This is a genomic window from Secundilactobacillus oryzae JCM 18671 (assembly GCF_000740055.1).
Lineage (GTDB): Bacteria > Bacillota > Bacilli > Lactobacillales > Lactobacillaceae > Secundilactobacillus > Secundilactobacillus oryzae.
The window spans coordinates 58,005-73,799 of record NZ_BBJM01000004.1; the positions used below are offsets into that span (position 1 = coordinate 58,005).

At 42.1% G+C, this 15,795-nt stretch carries 14 protein-coding genes and 1 pseudogene; 11 read left to right on the forward strand and 4 right to left on the reverse strand.

Annotation, left to right across the window (positions count from 1 at the left end; all coding sequences use genetic code 11):
- Window positions 1–460 precede the first annotated feature (460 nt).
- The 8 genes from LOSG293_RS02095 to LOSG293_RS02130 all read left to right on the forward strand — a co-directional run bounded on the left by LOSG293_RS02095 (window position 461) and on the right by LOSG293_RS02130 (window position 10,479).
- Entirely contained in the window at window positions 461–943 is a 483-nt protein-coding gene (locus LOSG293_RS02095; RefSeq protein ID WP_034526428.1) for an RrF2 family transcriptional regulator, read from the forward strand.
- Window positions 930–3,485 carry a YhgE/Pip domain-containing protein gene (locus tag LOSG293_RS02100; RefSeq protein ID WP_034526430.1) on the forward strand — a complete coding sequence of 852 codons (2,556 nt, stop codon included), beginning with the start codon at window positions 930–932 and terminating at the stop codon, window positions 3,483–3,485. The genes LOSG293_RS02095 and LOSG293_RS02100 overlap by 14 nt, the downstream gene beginning before the upstream one ends.
- Window positions 3,486–3,921: 436 nt before the next feature.
- Entirely contained in the window at window positions 3,922–4,956 is a 1,035-nt protein-coding gene (ptcA, locus tag LOSG293_RS02105) for a putrescine carbamoyltransferase (RefSeq protein WP_034526433.1), read from the forward strand.
- A 58-nt stretch (window positions 4,957–5,014) separates the two neighbouring features.
- Window positions 5,015–6,409, forward strand: a complete 1,395-nt coding sequence (locus tag LOSG293_RS02110; RefSeq protein ID WP_034526436.1) for an APC family permease — start codon at window positions 5,015–5,017, stop codon at window positions 6,407–6,409.
- Window positions 6,410–6,423: 14 nt separating this feature from the next.
- Window positions 6,424–7,518 carry an agmatine deiminase gene (gene aguA, locus LOSG293_RS02115; RefSeq protein WP_034526439.1) on the forward strand — a complete coding sequence of 365 codons (1,095 nt, stop codon included), beginning with the start codon at window positions 6,424–6,426 and terminating at the stop codon, window positions 7,516–7,518.
- Between the two features lie 108 nt (window positions 7,519–7,626).
- Window positions 7,627–8,730 (forward strand): agmatine deiminase, encoded by a 1,104-nt coding sequence (gene aguA / locus LOSG293_RS02120; protein WP_034526442.1) that lies wholly within the window; start codon window positions 7,627–7,629, stop codon window positions 8,728–8,730.
- 1 nt (window position 8,731) lies between these two features.
- Window positions 8,732–9,508: a MurR/RpiR family transcriptional regulator gene (locus LOSG293_RS02125; protein WP_034526444.1), complete on the forward strand. Its 777-nt coding sequence runs from the start codon at window positions 8,732–8,734 to the stop codon at window positions 9,506–9,508.
- A gap of 62 nt (window positions 9,509–9,570) precedes the next feature.
- Window positions 9,571–10,479: an Abi family protein gene (locus LOSG293_RS02130; protein WP_152551072.1), complete on the forward strand. Its 909-nt coding sequence runs from the start codon at window positions 9,571–9,573 to the stop codon at window positions 10,477–10,479.
- Between the two features lie 218 nt (window positions 10,480–10,697).
- On the opposite strand, the gene LOSG293_RS02135 is transcribed toward LOSG293_RS02130, so the two are convergent.
- Both LOSG293_RS02135 and LOSG293_RS02140 read right to left on the reverse strand, forming a co-directional pair.
- Window positions 10,698–11,288: a hypothetical protein gene (locus tag LOSG293_RS02135; RefSeq protein ID WP_034526446.1), complete on the reverse strand. Its 591-nt coding sequence runs from the start codon at window positions 11,286–11,288 to the stop codon at window positions 10,698–10,700.
- A gap of 93 nt (window positions 11,289–11,381) precedes the next feature.
- A complete protein-coding gene (locus tag LOSG293_RS02140; protein ID WP_034526448.1) occupies window positions 11,382–12,266 on the reverse strand; it encodes a LysR family transcriptional regulator in 885 nt (294 codons plus the stop codon).
- A 570-nt stretch (window positions 12,267–12,836) separates the two neighbouring features.
- Between LOSG293_RS02140 and LOSG293_RS02145 the strand changes: the two genes are divergently transcribed.
- Complete coding sequence (locus LOSG293_RS02145) at window positions 12,837–14,114, forward strand: GW dipeptide domain-containing protein (RefSeq protein ID WP_051907170.1); 1,278 nt, start codon at window positions 12,837–12,839, stop codon at window positions 14,112–14,114.
- Window positions 14,115–14,449: 335 nt separating this feature from the next.
- Here LOSG293_RS02145 and LOSG293_RS02150 read toward each other — a convergent pair whose 3' ends face one another.
- Window positions 14,450–14,731: a putative quinol monooxygenase gene (locus LOSG293_RS02150; RefSeq protein ID WP_034526450.1), complete on the reverse strand. Its 282-nt coding sequence runs from the start codon at window positions 14,729–14,731 to the stop codon at window positions 14,450–14,452.
- A 59-nt stretch (window positions 14,732–14,790) separates the two neighbouring features.
- Entirely contained in the window at window positions 14,791–15,084 is a 294-nt protein-coding gene (locus LOSG293_RS02155) for a hypothetical protein (protein ID WP_034526452.1), read from the reverse strand.
- Window positions 15,085–15,139: 55 nt separating this feature from the next.
- On the opposite strand from LOSG293_RS02155, the gene LOSG293_RS10310 reads away from it, so the two are divergent.
- On the forward strand, window positions 15,140–15,391 hold the full coding sequence (locus tag LOSG293_RS10310) for an IS3 family transposase (RefSeq protein WP_060463358.1): 252 nt from the start codon (window positions 15,140–15,142) through the stop codon (window positions 15,389–15,391).
- A gap of 142 nt (window positions 15,392–15,533) precedes the next feature.
- A pseudogene (locus tag LOSG293_RS10100) lies at window positions 15,534–15,795 on the forward strand (hypothetical protein); the annotation flags it as partial.

Sequence of the window (15,795 nt, forward strand, 5' to 3'; positions counted from 1 at the left end):
GAAAGTTTAAAATTTCGAGTTCAAAACCTTAGGTTCGACACCAACCCTTCGGATTATTTTCGCCATGGTCCGTGGTGGGGCTCCCTGGAGCCGAAGAGCGGTCTCCAGACCCGCCCTTGTGGTAAGCGATAAATCGCTAACCACAATTTCACCCCTGATGGCGAATGCCCTCAGGGTTGGTGGTAACGGTAGCGCATTAATTTTAGAGATTGCTGCCGTAAATACATATAAAAACCGTTTTCAGTATTTTTGCTATATGAAAGGTGTTTTCATAAATTGTTAAAGAAGTCTTAATGCAGAGGGAAAATCATAATTTTTTTATTTTGCGTATTATCAGCTATTTTTCAACTTTATTGGACGGATTTCCAACAATTGACAGCCTGCTAAGCCTTGTAATTATTTTCAAAGTGGATAAAATTTATCCACGAATGTAAAAGTTTGTGAAAAGGGGGATTCACGCATGCGATTTAAATCTGGTGTCGAGCAAGCCATCTGCATTCTAGCAATGCTCGCACTTCAAGCCAATGAAAAACCACTTCGCAGTTCACTTATCAGCGAGCGGTTGGGCGTTTCAGACTCCTATCTAAAGAAAATTATGCGTCAGCTCGTGGTTCACGGGCTGGTTAGTTCTGATTCTGGGCGTGAAGGCGGCTTTCGGCTTGCCAAACCTCTTTCACAAATAACGTTGCTCGATGTGGTTGAGGGCATCGAAACGGATGAGCATTTTGCGAATGTCACCCGGTTACCCGCACGAATTTTTACGGACCCTGATCGGGGAATTCCGCGACAGGCTAACATCGTGGATGCTTTCAACGTGGCTGAATCAGCCTATCGTGCACAATTACAGCAATTTAACCTACATCAATTACTAATGATTGATCGTCAGGTAGACTGGGAAACAATAATGATGAATGGGAGGAAGAGCGAACATGCAAATGGTTAAAGAAGAATGGAAACACCTAATATCACAACGTTGGATGCGAATCGTGATGTTTGCGCTGATTTTCATTCCTTCACTATACGCGGTAATTTTTCTGGCGTCCTTATGGGATTCTTACGGCCGACTATCGGACTTACCGGTAGCGGTTGTTAACCAGGATAAAACGGCAACATTAAATGGAACTAAAACAAACGTGGGCGATCGACTCGTTAAAAACTTACACAAGAATCATGGCCTTAAATGGAAATTCTTGGATACTGAGGCTGAAGCTGATAAGGGATTGAAGGATGGTAAGTACTACATGGTCCTGACGATTCCGAAGAACTTCTCGAAAAATTCAGGAACGGTTTTGAATGATAATCCTAAGCACATGAATTTGAAGTATAAGACGGCGGCCGGTCACAGTTACATTGGTGAGAAAATGACAACCAGTGCGGTAACCAAGTTACAGGACAAGGTGGCAAACGAGGTCACCGAAACCTACGCCAAAACGATGTTTGATGCGATTAAGTCTGCGGGCGCTGGGATGAAGAAAGCCAGTGATGGCGCCGGTAAGTTGGATAAGGGAACAACAAAGTTAATTGACGGCGATAAGACGTTGACTGACGGACTGAAGACCCTTTCGACCAGTACGCTAACGTTTAAAAACGGCGCCAAGACGTTGCAGACTGGTTTAAATCAATATATTCAGGGTGTGGACCAAGTGGACACGGGTGCCCAGACGTTGAGTACTGGTTTGGATAAGTACGCAGCAGGTGTTGGTAAGCTCAATACTGGCGCTCAAACACTAAATACTGGGGTTACCAAGTACACAAATGGCGTTAAACAAGTCTACAACGGCGCAAGCAGTCTGAGCGACGGGTTAATCAAGTTACGTGACGGCTCGACCCAATTAGCCGGTGGAATGGATCTATTGAACGCGCAACTGAATGCTTCTGCGGCTAAGATTGATGCCTTGAGTGGTGAATTGACGCAGGGACAAACAGAATTGAAACAAGCACAAACAGCGTTTAATAAAATTGATGCAAGTATGTCTGACCTATTAAATAAGACCGATAAGAATGGTGAGCTAAATCAACTTTTGACTGCTACTGAGCAACTTCAAACGTTAGTTCATTCATTATCAGAAGATGAAGATATTAATTCGTTGAAAGTAACACTAGGAGACAACTTAACGCCTATGCAACGAAATAAGATTGATGGCGTCATTAAGAATATGGAGAATCGCCAAAAAACGATTAATCAAATCACCAATGACTTAGACACAATTCGGACAACTGTTGATGGCTTAACTGGTGGTAGTGGCACTAGCGTTGCGGGTTATGTGAATGCTGCTCGAACAACTATTCAAACGAAACTGGATAATTTGACGACCGCATTGAATGAAGGTCAAAGCAGTTTAACGCAATTCAAGCAACTGCAAGCGGGCGTTGCACAATTGACGACGGCTTCGCACACACTGAATAACGGTTTGATTACGGCAACCAATAGCCAAAACCTTGGTAAGTTGGTTACTGGAATTGGCACGTTAAACAAGTCTTCAAGCGCATTGAACAGCGGTGCAAGTCAATTAGCATCTGGAACCGGTCAGTTGAACGCTAGCAGCGGACAGCTCACATCCGGAGCATCAACGTTAGCTGCCGGAACAGCTAAACTTGCTTCTAAGGGTGGCGCACTTCAAAGTGGGGCCAACCAACTCGGCTCAGCAGCCGGACAGTTATCTTCCGGGGCTGACAAGCTTTACGATGGTGGTCAAACGCTTGGAAATGGTTTAGACACCTTGGGTGAAGGGACAACAGCGTTGCACGATCAATTGGACAAGGGTGCCAAGAAGGTTCAAAAACTCAAGGCTACACCAAAGACTTACAAAATGATGTCGGCACCAGTAGACTTGAAGCACAAGGAAACCGCTAAAGTTGATAATAACGGAACCGGGATGGCACCATACATGATTTCCGTCGGCCTGTTTGTTGGTGGTTTGACGTTTACCATTATGTACGACCTATACTCACCACGTCGTTACCCAGATAAGGGACGTCGCTGGTGGTTCAGTAAGGCATCAGTGGTTGCGGTTATGGCAGTTCTACAGTCAATCGCCATTATCGGCTTGCTGATGGCAGTGGACGGCTTGAATCCAATCCATCCATGGGCAACGCTGGGCGTGACGATGTTAACGGCATTCGCCTTCTTGAGTTTAATTTCGCTATTCGCGGTCGCGTTGGGGAAAGTCGGCTCGTTCATCATGTTAGTTTTCATGGTGCTTCAGCTTTCGGGTTCGGCCGGTACGTACCCAATTCAACTGTCAAACGGGTTCTTCGAGGCCATCCATCCGTGGTTGCCAATGACGTACTCGATTGATGCATTACGAAACACGATATCGATTGGCGGCCCAATTTTGGGCGATGTCATCTTCTTAGTTGGTCTGCTGGTAATCAGCAATCTGCTATGGCTCGGTTTCTACTTCGTCAAGCATCTGCATTATCGTTTCAGCGATGATGGCACTTGGTATGACGATAGTACCGGGATTCTAAATAAGATTAGATAATTGAGTCGTTAAGCATGAGAAAATGATTAGGGTATGCTATGATTCCGTGCGAGGGGGTCGAATGACTCCCAAACAGGAATTAGCTAAGAGAAACCACGTTCCATTCCTACGCATTCTACAGCATAAACCCCTAACTGCTGCTCTTAGCTTATGATGTACGAACAAGACGCGTTCACCAGAAATGGTGGACGCGTTTTTTTTGTGTATTCTATTTCAGAGAGAGGGTTAATCAAATTTTAATATGTGCAATTTGTAACAAATAGAACCCTAATTTAACAAGTGGTTAAATCGATGAAACATGTTTCACCAAATGAAACAAAAAACATCACTACAAACCCTATAGCAACAACTTGGGAAACGCTTTCATTGGTGCTTTTCTCCAGTTATGATGAACTCGTAAACAAGAAACAGACTAATTGAAAAAGGGGTAGTAAAAATGACAAAACGTGATTACATCGATACCAACACATATACACAGGAAGAAATTCAATTCATGATCGATTTAGGTATTAAGATTAAACAATCTATCAAAGATGGCTATTATCCACCATTGTTAAAAAATAAGACGCTTGGCATGATTTTCCAACAAACATCAACCCGAACTCGTACCTCAGCCGAAGCAGCGATGACTGAACTTGGCGGTCACGCTCAATATCTGGCACCAGGTCAAATTCAACTGGGTGGTCACGAAACAATCGATGACACTGCGCATGTCTTAGGAAATATTTTGGACATCATTGGAGCTCGGGTTGATCGTCACAAATCAGTTGACGATTTGGCCAAATACGCCAAGGTTCCAGTTGTGAACTTCATGAGTGATTACAACCACCCAACTCAAGAATTAGGAGACATCATCACAATGTACGAAAACTTGCCAGCTGGCAAAAAGTTAAATGATTGCAAGGTGGTTTTCGTCGGTGACGCAACTCAAGTGTGTGTCTCATTGATGTTCATCACAACTAAGATGGGCATGGACTTCGTACAATTTGGCCCTAAAGATCACCAAATCCCTGATGCTGAACGTAAGATTGGTGAAGCAACGGCAAAGAAATATGGTGGGAGTGTCACGATTACTGAGGATACAGATGCTGCATTGAAAGATGCCGACTTCGTCTATACCGATGTTTGGTATGGCTTGTACGACAAGGAAACGCCTAAAGAAGTTTATATGAAGGAATTCTATCCTAAGTACCAAGTTAACGCAGAATTGATGGCAAAAGCTTCTGATCATGTTAAGTTCATGCACTGTTTACCAGCTAGCCGTAACGAAGAAGTGACTGATGAAGTGATTGACTCAGATGCATCATTAGCATGGGTGGAAGCTGGAAATCGGAAGACCGCGATGCGCGCTATCTTCGTTTACTTGCTCAATCCAGAATTGAAGTATGCCTCAAAGACAGTTGCTGACAAGTATGACGCAGAATTTGAATTGATGTTGAGAAACGCCAAGGATTCAAGACTGGAAGAATAATGACGCGTTGAATGATCCGAAAGCTGCGATGCTTGCGGATTAAAGGAGGAGAAATATCATGGAAGCTCCAAAAAAGAAGTTTCGACTTTTTGATGCCGTCTTAATGTCCGTTGTGGTCATTATGGTGGTTGAATCTGCCGCACCGGCCGCTGCAATCGGACCCTCACAATTCTTCTGGTGGGCATTTCTACTAATTTTGTTTTTCATTCCGTATGGGCTTGTTTCATCAGAACTGGGGACAACTTACGCCGGTGATGGTGGCCTGTACGATTGGGTTCGTAAAGCATTCGGATCCCGTTGGGGTGGCCGATTAGCTTGGTGCTACTGGATTAACTATCCAATTTGGATGGCCAGTTTAGCAGTCCTCTTCACCCAAGTTGCGGGTCAGGTGTTCGGAATCAAATTGAATACAGTGACTTCAATCATTGTCCAGTTGGTCTTTGTCTGGGTTGTCGTTATACTAGGTAATAAACCAGTATCAGAAAGTAAACTAATTCTGAATCTTGCGGCTATTTCTAAAATATTTGTGATTGTCTCGTTGGTGGTATTAGGAATTTATGTAGCCGCTACTAAGGGGATTGCGAACGATTTTTCTGGGACAAATCTACTACCAAAATTCAACTTGTCCGGATTAAGCAACCTTTCAGTCATCATCTTCAACTTTTTAGGATTCGAAGTTGTGGCGACGATGTCTTCAGACATGGATAACCCTAAGAAACAAATCCCACAAGCTATCATCTATGGTGGTCTACTGATTGCAATCTTCTATGTTTTAGCTGCCTTTGCTATGGGGACAGCCATTCCAACCGCTGATCTTTCCGCATCAAGTGGTTTGATGGATAGTTTCATCTTACTCATTGGTAGCATGAACTGGTTTGTTATTGTTATCGGGGTGCTGTTCTTGTATATCTTGGCATCTGAAATGGTTTCATGGGCACTAGGTGTGAACTATGTTGCGGACTATGCAGCGAAGGATCACAGCTTGCCAGCCGTTTTTGGCAAAGAAGACGCAAAAGGGATGCCTGTTGGAACTGGCTACTTAAACGGAATTGTTGCGACAGTTTTAGTAGTGATCGCACCCATGATTCCTAACCAAGATATTTTCTGGGCCTTCTTCTCACTGAACGTTGTGGCACTATTACTTTCGTACACGATGCTCTTCCCGGCATTTCTCAAATTACGATTTAGTGATCCAGACACTGAACGACCATTCAAGGTTCCAGGTAGTAAGCTCATGATTCAGCTGATGACCTGGGTACCCGAAGTTATCCTAATTATTACGATTCTCTTGACGATTTTACCAACTGATTCTAGCAAGGCCGAGTTCTCGACCAAGATGCCAATTTTGATTGGGACCATTATCACCTTAGCAATTGGTGAAATTGTGGTTCGAGTGGCTGAACATCGGCATAAAGTTGCTATTCAAGCTGATTTAGTTGAACATCATTCTTAATGGAGGCAGTTAAAATGAAAACTTTAGACAGTACACCTAAAAAAGACGGTTACAGAATGCCCGGCGAGTTTGAACAACACAGAGGTGTCTACATTCTGTGGCCACAACGTCCAGATAACTGGCGTGATGGAGGTAAGCCCGCTCAACATACATTTGTAAAAGTTGCCAAGGCAATTTCTGAATTTGAACATGTGACGGTCGGCGTTAACGATGATCAGTATGCCAACGCGCGTCACCTGTTACCAGACAATATTGAAGTCGTTGAAATTTCGAATGATGATTCTTGGGTTCGTGACTGCGGTGCAACCTTCGTGAAAAATGATGAAGGCGGTTTGCGTGCTGTGGATTGGACATTTAATTCATGGGGTGGCCTGGTTGATGGCTTGTACTTCCCATGGGATAAGGATGACCGTGTTGCTCAAAAAATGGCCGAAATGGAACAAGTAGACCGTTATCGTTTAGACGGCTTTGTGCTTGAAGGTGGTTCAATTCACGTAGATGGTGAAGGGACTTTGATCACCACTGAGGAATGTCTCCTTTCCGATGGCCGGAATCCACAACTTTCTAAGGAACAGATTGAAGAAGTTTTGAAACAAAATCTCAATTTGGAAAAAGTTATTTGGTTGAAGAACGGTATCTATCTCGATGAAACTAATGGTCACGTAGACAACATCGCCAATTTTGTTAAACCTGGTGTTGTGGCATTGGCTTGGACAGATGACAAGAATGATCCACAATATGAGATTTCTAAGGAAAACCTCGACATTCTGGAAAATGCGACAGATGCCAAGGGTCGGAAGATTAAAGTGGTGAAATTATACTTACCAAAGCCGATTACCATCACCAAAGAAGAGAGTGAAGGCGTTGACGCTGTAGATGGCACTTTACCTCGTCAAGAGGGCGACCGTTTAGCGGCCAGCTACGTTAACTATTACACTGCCAACGGTGGCATCGTGTTCCCGCTGTTTGGTGACCCAAGTGATGAAAAGGCTAAGCAAACACTACAAGAGTTGTATCCTGACCGTAAAATTGTTGGGGTTCCTGCTCGCGAGGTGTTACTTGGTGGCGGTAATATCCACTGCATTACGCAACAAGTTCCAGAACCATAAAACTTTTGTTTTCAACCGAAAGTCAGGTGTCGTTACCTGGCTTTTTAATTTACAATAGATATTGAAGAGACTTCAGTCCAAGATGGGCTAAGGCGAGGAGGGGTCCAAATGAAATTGACATCCATACCGGCAGCTGATGGGTTCAAAATGGCAGCTGAATTCGAACCACAAGGTGAAACATATTTAATCTGGCCACAGCGTCCAGATAACTGGCGTAATGGTGGTAAACAGGCGCAGGAGGCGTTTGCCCAGTTAGCTGAAATCATTAGTCGCTATCAACCGGTTACGATGCTGGTTAATGAAGATCAATTCAATAACGCCAGAAGTCGGTTAGCTAACGAAATTCGAGTTATTGAAATGAGTAGTAATGATGCATGGATGCGCGATTATGGTCCATTTTACTTACTAAATGATGCGGGAGAGGTTCGTTGTGTTGATTTTAATTTCAATGCTTGGGGCGGGCTATTGGATGGCTTATACTTTCCTTGGGACAAGGATAACGAGATTGCGGCTAAAATCGCCAATTTGAAGTATCTGGATTATTATAAGGTGAAGACTGTGCTGGAGGGTTGTGCCATTCAGGTTGACGGTGAGGGGACACTGATTGCTACCGAGGATGTGGTCCTTTCTGAAGGGCGTAACAATGATATGACCAAAGCTAAGATGGAGCAGTTATTCGCAGATTATCTTGGCATTCAAAAAACGATTTGGCTGAAACAGGGATACTTCATGGATGAAACGAATGGGGATGTGGACAATATAGTGAACTTTGTCCGACCAGGTGAACTCGTTTTGACATGGACTGAGAATCAGGATGACCCGCAATACGAAATTAGTCAGGAAGCCTTTGAGATTCTTAGCCAAGCGACGGATGCTAAAGGACGATCCTTTAAAATTCATAAATTGCAAATGCCGGCACCCCAGACTTTGAGTGCTGAGGAAGCCAATCAAGTGGACGCGATTAATGGGATGCTGCCCCGATTTGAAGGGCAGCGTTTAACGGCGACTTACGTTAGCTACCTGACGCTAAATGAGGCTATTGTGATGCCAACGTTTGATGATGTTGCCGACAAAGTGGCGCATGAGCAACTGACAGCTTTATATCCGGATAAAACCATCATCGATTTTCCCGTTTACGAAATTTTGATTGGCGGTGGCGGGTTGCATACCGTTGCTGCCAGCGTACCGGCTGGTCAACCAGGAGGACACTAGCATGAATTTCTTTGAAATCGTTAATCCACATTTAGCATCACTTACGGATAATGAGCGGACGCTGTTTGATTTCGTGATTAAGCATATGAATGCCATTAAGGGGATGAGCATTCGCGAAGTGGCCGCCGAGACCTTCGTTTCAACGGCGACCTTTATTCGATTTGTCAAAAAAATAGGCTTCTCTGGATATAGTGAGTTCATCACCGTGATTAAGTACACTGATCTTGATCAGCAACAGGATGTCGAACCTAAACCGTTTGTGGTGAATCAAAAGGATTATCGCGAAGAGTATCTTAAAAATATTCAGGAGTCGGTTCGGGTGATTCGCCCCGAGACACTACACCGCATTACACGAAAAATGAGCGAGCACCCGGATATTTTCTTCTTTACGAAGGGCATCAGTAAGCATGCTGCTGAGTACATTAATTATTTGTACACGATGGCGGGCTTTAAAGTCCATTATCCTCGCGACAGTGATTACCGGACAATGGCAATGGCCCAGGTGAATGCTAATAGTCTGGTTTTTATCATGACTTATGATGGTAATGACGGCGAGTTGCTATCCATGATGAACAAGTTTGTTGAGCAGCCCAAAAAGCCGCTCCTCGTCTCAGTGACGGAAGCGGACAATAATATGATTCAAAATTTAAGTGATATTAACCTCTACATCTTCACTGATGACGTTAAGATTAACAATCAGGATATCAGCTCACGGATCTCGACGATTGCGATAATGGAGCTGATATTGTATCAGTGGATGGAGGATTATGGGGAATAGAAATTGTTAATGTCAGTTGTAAAATACTGACTATAATATTAATCGAGAAGGAGTCGAATGTAGTGTCCAAAGCGGAGGATAAACCAAAGCAGAGGTATTTGGAATTAATTTCGAGTATGAAAGGTCGAGGAATTAGTTTTAATACAACCTCAGAAGTGGAAGCTGAGGCATTTATGGAATCAAATAACTATTATTTTAAACTTGCATCATATCGAAAAAATTTTCCACAGACTGACGGGCAGTATATTAATCTAGATTTTGCCTATCTACAAGATATGGCTGCTATTGATGCCTCATTAAGAAGATGTCTTACAGATATAACTCTGGCAGTAGAACATGGGCTTAAAGTGAAAATACTAGATTTAGTAACTAAAAATGATGATGAAGACGGCTATACAATAGTTCAGGAATTCAGAAAGAAAAATCCTAAATCATATGGTCGAGTTTTATCGTATTTAAAAGCTAATAAATATTCACAGGATCTTTACAAAAAGCATCATAATGAGCCGGCTATTTGGGTGTTCTTGGAAGTCGCTCCTTTTGGCGATTTATCACAATTTATCGAATTTTATGCCAGTAAATATCCTAATAAAACTTTAAGGACCATCACTGCCAACATGAAATTTGCTAAAAACATTCGAAATGCCGCTGCTCACTCCAATCCTATTTTAGTCAATTTATTTACGCCAAAAGAATTTATAGCTAGGCCTACACAGACTGTTGTGTCGGAAGCCCAATTAATGGGAATAGATAACTCACTTATGCATGATATGAAGATTCATGATTTGGTTGCGCTTTTTTATTTAAATAAGATTTTGACTAGTGATGTGGCTAGACAACATTTTTACAATCATGGGAAGCGCGTCATGAATAGATTGAATAGACATGCTGATTATTATCAAGCTGTGGCTTCTATAAACCAATTTAAAGCAACTTTAAACAACATAATTGACTATCAGATATCAAACTGATAATATTTTGAGTAAGGAAAGAACGGTTCGACCGTTCGCTCAATGAGATGGTATCAATATTTGGGTTATCGAAAAAGAGTCAAGTAGCTGTTGCTACTTGGCTCTTTTTCGTAGTTAATAATTTTGTGTTATTACAATAGTGTGGTCAACTTGGTATCAGTGATTATGGGCGTATCAACAAATTTTTGAACATGTCTATCGAAGAATCAGGCTACGGCTCATATTCCGGTTGACCTGTTGTGTTTGTGACCGTGAATGTCAGCATAACCTGTATCTAACTCTGTTTCTGTCACTTTAATATGGAGATTTGAAGCTATCTGATTTAAAAACTGAAAGATTAATTCTTTATTTGTTTTCCCATAAAAGCTCTCATTTCGGCGTAAAATAATGGGTGCTTTAATGAACTTATCTTTGGTCGTTGTCTGGACTTCATCGATAGATGCGATGGGATCAAAGGCAAGTGGATAAGTGATGTTTCTATAGTGGTTTATGATTTCTCTTAATTCAGGATGTTTCTGTTCGACTGTATCTAAGAAAGTGGGTTTTACCCAAATAGACGGGATAATGTAGCTTGGAACTTCACTCAGATTTGTAAAGGTAATATGTTCTATCCCACCATGATAATATCTCAAAATTGTAATTCTTGGTTTTTTACCTCGATTAGCCAAATATAAAGATACGCATACAGCAGAAAAAGTAGCTACAGCACCAATCCAATCAGCCAAGCTCCCCAAATTGATAACATTTCCTATTAATAATCCATAAGTCGGAACGATAGAGCCTAACACAAAACCTAAAAAAAGATTCATATAACTATGTCTCTTAATCCATTCCGGAAATTTTTTAATGATTTAAACAACTTTCTTCTTCTCAATATTTAGTGATTTTTTGGAAGAAGGTGACTAGCTCCCATACTCCCCATTCACATACTCCTCAATCTTGCCCATCATCTTCTCCGTGGCCGGCGTCTTAGCGCCGACCTTTGTTGTAACCATACAAATAGTACGGTAAAAGCGTTTATCAAATGGAAAAACTTCGACGTTACCGGAAATCTTCTGCAAGGCGAGCTCGGGCAGGATTCCAAATCCTAGTCCAGCTTCAACCATTGCTAAGATAGATTGGTCATCAATCGAGAACTGAATTGAGTTGGGGCGGATATTGTAGTGGTCCAAGGCGGCTTTGGTATCGCGATCGTAATCACCGTGCTGCAAAATAAAACTCTTGTCCGCAATATCATCAGCCGTAACTTCCATCGGATTCTTTGGCTTGAAGCCTTTTGGTGCGATGCAGTAGATCTCGTCACGCAGTAATTGTTTTACTTCAAGATTTTCGTTCACAGGTAGGGAAGTGAAGCCAACATCAATCGTGCCATCTTTTACCGCCTGCACGATACCGTTGAAATCGTTGTCCTGGTAAACTGACACCTTGATGTCAGGGTACGCCTCACGAAACGACTGGATAATCGGTGGTACCCAACTAATACAAGTCGAAGAGAACGCCCCTAAACGGACTGAGCCCACGCTTAGTCCGTTTATTCGATCTGCTTCCTGGCGCAATCGAGACTGGCTATTAATAACTTCTTGAATTAATGGCAAAACGAGATGGCCACTCTGTGTGAGCTCTACGCCGCCACGATTACGGATGAAGACGGGAAACCCGAGATCTTTTTCCAATTGCGAAATCGAATGGCTGATGGCGGAAGGGGTGACATTTAATAGTAGGGATGCTTTATAAAACGAGCCTTCTTGCACAACGGCGCTGAATACTTGATAGGCAAACGGCAGCATACGGACACTTCCTTACATTATATTATGGAAATAAGTATAGCATTGTCACTCGGGTTACCCAGTTATATTACGATAAGTTTACAAAATCACAATGCAGGGCACAAAAAAACCGACGAAAGCATTCGCCGGCCTTTCCAAGAGCATCTAGCTAGAGTGAGATAATCTCCACAGAAGCTGATGCTTTAGAATTAGATAGTTGATTCAAAAAGCACCACCCCCTTTCTTAATCTGGCACAACTATAACGCGGGTTTAGATACACTGCAAGTAATTAGTTCCAAGATAAGCTAAAAACTAGTAATCAGTTTTTAATGTGTTAGAATAAGACCAGTTGGTAGGAATAAATCGGTTTGAGGTCATTACAAACATTGTGCTTATGTTTCAGTTATTAAACAAAATGGTATGGTGGTTGCGATGATTTTTGAGGCGGGTTATAATGCTAACAGAGTTAGGGGTATTATGATTCTATTTATTGAGTTAATAAACTTGTTTTATTAACAAATCGATGTAGATAGGTTATAATAGTCGTGCTTGGTAAATTACATACAATTATGTTTGGAGGAAGAAATATTATGCAATCAAGTTTAAAGAAATCTCTTTATCTCGGTTTAGCTGCACTTTCATTTGTTGCTGCTGCCGGCGTTGCTACTAGTTCAGCTGATGCTGCTTCTAAAGCTACGATCAAGTCAAACACAGCTTTGACTACTGCGGGTTCAACTCGTAACGTTACTTTTACTGGTACTAATGCTTTATATTCAAAGCCAGGTACTGTAAAGGGTTCTAAGGTAGTTGCTACTACCACTACTGTTAAGCGTTTGGCTGCTTCAAAGAATGGCCAAGACAATGTACGTGCATACCGTGTAGCTACTACGAACCGTGGTTCAGTTTACTACAAGGTTGTTACTTTTGATGGTTCATACCGTGGCTGGGTTTACGGTGGCAAGTCAACTGATAAGTTTGCTGGTGGTGTAGCTTCATTTGCTACTACTACCGAAGCTAAGGTTCCATCAACACTTAACGCTCCTTATTACACGTTGGCTAAGACCGACGCCAGTGTTAATGACGGTACTACCACTACTTACAAAGCCCCAGCATGGAGCCAATACAAGGTTGGCCGTACTATGAAGGATGCTTCAGCTTACAAGACTAACTTATTGCAAGTAAGCAAGGCTGCTACTACCCGTGAAGGTGACACTTGGGTATACGTTACTGATGTTACTAACGGTAAGTTGACTGGCTGGGTCAAGGCATCTGCTTTGAAGGCAACTACTGATGTGCCTGCCTCAGAAGGTGTAACTATCAACTATACTGACAAGGCAACTGGTAAGGTTGTTTCGTCGCATGTTGTTCCTTTTAAAGCTGATGATTCAACATTAGCTAAGCTTACAATGGATATTTATACTGATAAAAAGGCTGCCAACAATGAATTGCATAACAACATGCCTGCTGGTTATTCAGTAGCTGACGGTAATGCCTGGGGTAGTGTTGCTGATGCCAAAGCCGCTACCAAAGGTTCCACATTAGTATTTTATGTAACTGCAAATGCTAAGAAGTCTGTAACAATTAGTGATTCTTTGGAAATTGCCTCAGATGGTACAACTAAGACATTAGTGTTCTCTGGCAAGGCTTTCACCCAATGGAATGATGCAAAAGCTGCTTTTGCTAAGGACCCAACAGTTACTGACCTTGATGGTAAGATTATCGATTCTTCAGTATTGAAGACTGCGTTGAAGAATGCTGGTTTTGATACTATCACTGCAGATGATGGCACCGTATACACTTTGAATACTAGTGTATTACCTTCAAATGTAGCATTCGGAAAAAACATTAACTTAATTTACTCAAAATAATAAATTTATTTGATTGAGTTAAAAGGCACTGCCAAATTATTGGCAGTGCCTTTTTTAAAAGTGTTTTCCCTGCATATTAACCGGATCAGAAAGTGTTGATTTAACCTTTTTACGTGGCATCTTTTCTTTATGTCGCTTATATAGCAAGTAGAAACACGTGCCGGCAATTATTAGTAACGCCGGCCATGACGTAACAATCTTCCATACGTCTATTAGCAGCATGAGACCTGATCCACCATATCCACTGTGTGAAGAACTTGTATCCTGCCCATATAACTATGAGTGTTAGTAGTAAAAGCATTGTGAGCGCCTCCTGTAACAGATGACTTCGATCATTAATAGTCCATTCGCGTGATTTCAGGAGCTGACGTCAAATAATCATTAATGTGATCTAAGAAATTCTGAAAGTGGGGAGTTTTGTTGTGAGATTCGACTGCTGCTTGATTCTTCCAATGTTCGATTATTTCGTAATCGTTGTCATTGATCAATGATTTGAAGTGGCCGTAGAATTCATTACCAGTTTCTTTTGAAGAGCAGACAACCAATTTGTTTACAAACGCTTCATACTGTGACGTCATTTCGGGTTTGACATGCAAAGCAACGTTAATAATTTTCATAGAATTACCTCCTGATTAGTATAATCATACCGCTACTATCGAGTGTCAGTGGTATTTATTTAAACAAAATCCAGATCCATTAGGGATTCTTCCAAGCTACCAATGGTTTCATTGCGTTCCATATAATCAACCCAGCCATCATAAGATTTTCGCTGACGGGGCTTCATGGCTGAACTCAATTTGGCTTGGATACTGCTAATGAATTTGATGACAGCACTGCTGGTCTCATTTTTAATGCGCAGGCTACTCCACTTTTTATTGGTGGGGCGGTCTGCGTTTTGCTCATTTAGGAACGCGGCGTATTTATCTCGAAAGGTGTCGACAATCTGGATGTAAGCTGATTCCTGAGACAACTTTTAAGAGAGGGTATAATGAATAAATCATCTCTCAAAAGGAAGGAATTTTTACATACCAACTCGTTACGACAAAGAATTCAAACAAAACATTATCAACCTATATAAGCAAGGCGAATCAGCTGCCCAACTGGCCAGAGAATATGGCATTGGCTATTCAACAGTTCATAAGTGGATCCAGGGCCAGGCAAAAACTCAATCCGGTAAATCACCAGACGAAATCAAAGCGATGGAAAAGCGACTGGCTTCGCTGTCTGAGAAGAACGAAATCCTAAAAAAAGCCCTGGGCTTCCTTGCGCAGAAGTAACCAATATCTTTGATTACATTCACCAAGAAAGCCATCACCACCAGGTAACCAAGATGTGCCGAATCCTCGGTGTTTCCAGAGCTCAGTATTATCGTTATCGATCCCCCACAAACCTTCAAAACGCCGGGCCGAAGATGCGGGCTTGAAACAACGGATTCTGCGGATCTTTGCGGAATTTAAGCAGCGATACGGTGTTATGAAGATCCACCATGAATTGAATCTGGAACTTCAACCACTGCAGCTTCGGTGCAGTCCACGACGGATTATCGGCTATTCGTTCTCAAAAAAGATGGATACTGATTTAGGCTTAAAGACCCTTGAAAGCGCGGTTAAAAATCGAACCATTACTGGGGACCTGATTATCCATACGGATTTAGGATCACAGTATACCAGCGATGATTACA

Bases quoted from the DNA above. Each gene is read 5' to 3' on its own strand.
- LOSG293_RS02125 (WP_034526444.1), top strand. From the start codon at position 8,732: ATGAATTTCTTTGAAATCGTTAATCCACATTTAGCATCACTTACGGAT.
- LOSG293_RS02095 (WP_034526428.1), top strand. From the start codon at position 461: ATGCGATTTAAATCTGGTGTCGAGCAAGCCATCTGCATTCTAGCAATG.
- LOSG293_RS02110 (WP_034526436.1), top strand. From the start codon at position 5,015: ATGGAAGCTCCAAAAAAGAAGTTTCGACTTTTTGATGCCGTCTTAATG.
- ptcA (WP_034526433.1), top strand. From the start codon at position 3,922: ATGACAAAACGTGATTACATCGATACCAACACATATACACAGGAAGAA.
- LOSG293_RS02140 (WP_034526448.1), bottom strand. From the start codon at position 12,266: ATGCTGCCGTTTGCCTATCAAGTATTCAGCGCCGTTGTGCAAGAAGGC.
- aguA (WP_034526442.1), top strand. From the start codon at position 7,627: ATGAAATTGACATCCATACCGGCAGCTGATGGGTTCAAAATGGCAGCT.
- LOSG293_RS02150 (WP_034526450.1), bottom strand. From the start codon at position 14,731: ATGAAAATTATTAACGTTGCTTTGCATGTCAAACCCGAAATGACGTCA.
- LOSG293_RS02145 (WP_051907170.1), top strand. From the start codon at position 12,837: ATGCAATCAAGTTTAAAGAAATCTCTTTATCTCGGTTTAGCTGCACTT.
- LOSG293_RS02100 (WP_034526430.1), top strand. From the start codon at position 930: ATGCAAATGGTTAAAGAAGAATGGAAACACCTAATATCACAACGTTGG.
- LOSG293_RS02135 (WP_034526446.1), bottom strand. From the start codon at position 11,288: ATGAATCTTTTTTTAGGTTTTGTGTTAGGCTCTATCGTTCCGACTTAT.
- aguA (WP_034526439.1), top strand. From the start codon at position 6,424: ATGAAAACTTTAGACAGTACACCTAAAAAAGACGGTTACAGAATGCCC.